Source organism: Peribacillus sp. (assembly GCF_059453735.1).
This window is the reverse complement of the sequence record NZ_JAZVJO010000428.1, coordinates 1-3959: the sequence shown is the minus strand read 5'-3', so window position 1 is coordinate 3959 and position 3959 is coordinate 1. Positions and strand designations below refer to the sequence as shown.

General features: G+C 38.8%; 7 protein-coding genes. 3 read left to right on the top strand and 4 right to left on the bottom strand.

The features are described 5' to 3' along the window. On the bottom strand, nucleotides 1-405 hold a 405-nt coding region (locus AC52RT_RS14095), incomplete at its 3' end, for a TCP-1/cpn60 chaperonin family protein (RefSeq protein ID WP_495541325.1). A 62-nt stretch (nucleotides 406-467) separates the two neighbouring features. Continuing rightward, nucleotides 468-752 carry a co-chaperone GroES gene (gene groES / locus AC52RT_RS14090; protein WP_040376616.1) on the bottom strand — a complete coding sequence of 95 codons (285 nt, stop codon included), beginning with the start codon at nucleotides 750-752 and terminating at the stop codon, nucleotides 468-470. A 338-nt stretch (nucleotides 753-1090) separates the two neighbouring features. On the opposite strand from groES, the gene AC52RT_RS14085 reads away from it, so the two are divergent. Further along, nucleotides 1091-1831: a CPBP family intramembrane glutamic endopeptidase gene (locus tag AC52RT_RS14085; RefSeq protein ID WP_495541324.1), complete on the top strand. Its 741-nt coding sequence runs from the start codon at nucleotides 1091-1093 to the stop codon at nucleotides 1829-1831. Next, nucleotides 1828-2040, top strand: a complete 213-nt coding sequence (locus AC52RT_RS14080) for a YdiK family protein (protein ID WP_340847913.1) — start codon at nucleotides 1828-1830, stop codon at nucleotides 2038-2040. The genes AC52RT_RS14085 and AC52RT_RS14080 overlap by 4 nt, the downstream gene beginning before the upstream one ends. A 38-nt stretch (nucleotides 2041-2078) precedes the next feature. Here the strand turns inward: AC52RT_RS14080 and AC52RT_RS14075 are convergent, their stop codons facing one another. Next, nucleotides 2079-2741 (bottom strand): redox-sensing transcriptional repressor Rex, encoded by a 663-nt coding sequence (locus AC52RT_RS14075; RefSeq protein ID WP_495541323.1) that lies wholly within the window; start codon nucleotides 2739-2741, stop codon nucleotides 2079-2081. Between the two features lie 34 nt (nucleotides 2742-2775). Continuing rightward, nucleotides 2776-3279, bottom strand: a complete 504-nt coding sequence (moaC, locus tag AC52RT_RS14070) for a cyclic pyranopterin monophosphate synthase MoaC (protein ID WP_340847911.1) — start codon at nucleotides 3277-3279, stop codon at nucleotides 2776-2778. A gap of 147 nt (nucleotides 3280-3426) precedes the next feature. Between moaC and AC52RT_RS14065 the strand changes: the two genes are divergently transcribed. Further along, on the top strand, nucleotides 3427-3959 hold a 533-nt coding region (locus AC52RT_RS14065), incomplete at its 3' end, for an ATP-binding cassette domain-containing protein (RefSeq protein ID WP_495541322.1).

Here is a 3959-nt window from a genome sequence, read left to right as displayed (position 1 = left end):
TTTAGAGATGGCTTGTAACTCAGTAATAGCCACTTTCACAGCTTTTTCAATCCCTTTACGAATGCCCATAGGATTCGCGCCAGCCGTTACGTTTTTCAGGCCTTCACGGATCATAGCTTGTGCAAGAACAGTAGCAGTTGTTGTACCATCACCAGCAATGTCATTCGTTTTGCTTGCAACTTCAGCAACCAACTTAGCACCCATGTTTTCGAATGCATCTTCTAATTCAATTTCTTTAGCGATTGTCACACCATCATTAGTAATAAGCGGTGAACCGAATTTCTTTTCAAGAACAACGTTACGTCCTTTTGGTCCAAGTGTCACTTTTACTGCATTAGCGAGTGCATCTACACCGCGAAGCATGGAACGTCGTGCGTCTTCACTGAATTTAATGTCTTTAGCCATATATAAAAACCTCCCAAAGTATTTTTGTATTAGTTTTCGTTTATTAAGTATGTTTAGGACAATTAGCCAATAACAGCTAAGATGTCGCTTTCTCTTAGGATTAAGTAGTCTGACCCGTCATATTTCACTTCTGTACCTGCATATTTAGAGAAGATAATCCGATCGCCTTGGGCAACCTCTAAAGCAACACGCTCGCCATTTTCAAGAACACGGCCTGTTCCTACAGCTACAATTTTTCCTTCTTGCGGCTTTTCTTTTGCAGTATCCGGTAAAACGATACCGCTGGCAGTTTTTTCTTCTGATTCAACTAGCTCAATAATTACGCGATCACCTAATGGTTTTAACAAGTGAAACGACCTCCTCAAATTCTACTGGTTAGTGTTTAATTATTAGCACTCATCTACTGTGAGTGCTAACACAATTACTATATTAAATAAATTGGGACATATTTGCAAGTATCTTATCTCTTTTTTTTCTATTAATTTCTTGAGGTGCTTGGGAATACTATAATAAGAAAACACCTTACACCATCTTTAAATCCTTTGCAGTTTGGAAACCTTTATGTGGAGTTTGGTCGTTTATTTTGATACTCTTTTATAAGGTAGCTTAGGCTCTCACTAGTGCGATTCATTTTGTTGGGTTTACGGCAGGCTGCCTTTACCGCAACATCGAAGGAGTTATGAGTTTGAAGAGAGAATATTGGTACATTATTATTGTTTATATTGCTATGCAGTTATCGAGTATCGTTGGTGTTCCTCTTTTAATGATGTTTGGGATCTGGGGAGGAGCCGAAAAAAATGCCGAGCTTCAACAGCTTTCTGGCGCGTATTGGATTGTTATCAGCTTCCTTATTGGATTGATAGCAACATTATTCTTAATACGAAAAGAAATGAAAAATAATGGTGATTTACGAAAACATCAAGCGTCTGTTCCTACCTCTATTTTTTGGGGATTCGCCGGAATCTTTCTTGCGTTATTTTCTCAATCCATAGCAGGAATGATTGAAACAGCCATCGGCATTGAGGCAGGTTCTGAGAATACGCAGACGATTATTAATTTAATTCTCAATGTTCCTATCGTCCTATTTGTTAGTTCTGTTATTGGACCGATTCTTGAGGAAATTGTTTTTCGTAAAATTATTTTTGGATCCCTGCACAAACGACTTAACTTTTTCTTATCTGCTCTGATTAGTTCATTAATATTTGGAGCCGCTCACGGCGAATTTATTCATTTATTGCTCTACACTGCGATGGGATTTGTTTTTGCCTTTTTATATGTAAAAACCAATCGTATCTTAGTCCCCATCTTTGCGCACGTGTCCATGAACTCCTTAGTGGTCATTACTCAAATTGTTTACAAAGATGATATTGAAAAATTGCAGAAGGACGCAGAGAACGTGCAAAACTTCATCGGAGGGTTTTTATGAAACGAATTTCACCTTTAACTTTAGCCATTATTTATATGGCTTTAGGCGCGTTATTTATCTTTATGTCCATCCAAACAGTTTCTAGATCCGGATGGGGCTTCTTCGCCTATTTTCTTGTATTGCTGGCCACACTTGATTTAGGATCAGGCATTCGAATGCTGCTCCTGCACTTAAAAATTAAATCTATCCAGAAAAAGAATAAGAAATAACAAAAAACGCTGCTTATAATCTGGCAGCGTTTTTGTATTTAATCGGTGATGGCCTGAATATTTGATGATGGGTAATGCTTTAAGAAATAAATTAATGATTGCAGTTCAATAGATAAATCAATGTGGTGAACTCTTATGGCAGCCGGTACAGTAAGGCGTGCCGGAGTAAAATTTAAAATCCCTTTAACATTTGATTTAACGAGGTAATCCGTAATGGTTTGCGCCACATGTGATGGCACAGTTAATATCGCGACAGATATATCTCGTTGATTTAACTGTTCTTCTAACTCGTCCATATGGTACACCGGAACGTCACAGATTCTCGTGCCCACCTTACTTTCGTCAACATCAAAGGCTAACTCAATAATCGTGTTATTATTCTTTAAGAAATTATAATTCAAAAAAGCTGTACCCAAGTTCCCTACACCTATTAAGGCTACTTTAGTCAACTCATCTTGATCCAGTGTTTTCCGGAAAAATGATAATAGATAATTAACGTTATATCCATAGCCTTTTTTACCAAGTGCACCAAAATAAGAAAAATCCCGGCGTATCGTTGCAGAATCTACCTTAACAGCTTCGCTTAGTTCAGCTGAAGAAACACGCTGCTTGCCTGACGAATGTAGGTTTTTTAGAAAACGATAGTATAAGGGTAATCTCTTGGCGGTTGCCTGCGGTATCTTCAAATGTTCTGGGCTCATATATTTTCCCCGCTTTCACAAATGTTTCCGAATCCTATTCTTCGGTTTGATTAATCTGCCTCTGATAGTCGGGACTAGAAACACCACCGGTTTTTTCAACTAAAAACGTTGGTCCTATGATCATACCCTTATCCACAGCCTTACACATATCATAAACAGTCAGTGCAGCTGCTGAAACAGCTGTTAACGCTTCCATTTCCACACCTGTGCTTCCCTTTGTCTTGGCCGTTGCTTCAATCTGCAGACGATGATTATCGTCCTCTTTTAACCAATTAAAAGAGATATTCACACCTTGTAATGAAATGGGATGACACATAGGAATAATGTTGGACGTATTCTTACAAGCCATGATTCCCGCTACCTGGGCAACAGCAAGTACGTCTCCCTTTTTCATTTTATTATTGGTTATTTTTTCGTATATTTCTTCATTCAGCAATATGCTCGACTGAGCAACAGCTGTACGAACAGTTTCAGGCTTTTGGCTGATATCAACCATTTTTGCCCTGCCTTCTTCATTAAAATGAGTTAACTCTTTCATTCAAAACACCTCTCCTAAATCATACACTAAAATTCACCATTTGTAATGACTTTGTTTCATCCTTCACATAATCATATTGATACTCACCCTCGCGGATATTGCCTGAATAAGGTACACTATCTATAACGCAATTTAGAGGTGAAAAACATGATTCTATTACAAGTTAACCAATTATCGAAATATTATGGGGCAGAGCTTATTTTATCAAATATGAAGCTCGAAGTTCAAAATAGAGATCGAGTGGCTCTTGTCGGCAGAAATGGTGCAGGGAAATCCACACTATTAAAAATTATTGCTGGTCATCTTTCTCATGATGGCGGCGAGATCATTAAACCTAAAGGTACGACAATTGGCTATATGGCTCAGGATACCGGTTTAGAGTCTGAATTATCCATATGGGATGAAATGCTGACTGTTTTTACTGAGCTGATTGATAAAGAAAAGCAGCTGCGGCACCTAGAGGTCACGATGGCCAAGCCGGAGACCTATGAAAATGAAACACTCTATAAAAAGATTCTTTCTGAATATGATGCCTTGCAAGTCAAGTTTGCTGAACAGGGCGGGTACCAATATGAAGCAGATATCCGGTCCGTTCTTCATGGGCTGCAATTCTCTACGTTTGATCCAGCTACACCGATTGCCACGCTAAGCGGTGGTCAAAAGTCGGAGGCCAAGCGGTC

Excerpts from the sequence above, each read along its gene's own strand:
- AC52RT_RS14080 (WP_340847913.1), top strand. The coding sequence starts at position 1,828 with ATGAAACGAATTTCACCTTTAACTTTAGCCATTATTTATATGGCTTTA.
- AC52RT_RS14075 (WP_495541323.1), bottom strand. The coding sequence starts at position 2,741 with ATGAGCCCAGAACATTTGAAGATACCGCAGGCAACCGCCAAGAGATTA.
- moaC (WP_340847911.1), bottom strand. The coding sequence starts at position 3,279 with ATGAAAGAGTTAACTCATTTTAATGAAGAAGGCAGGGCAAAAATGGTT.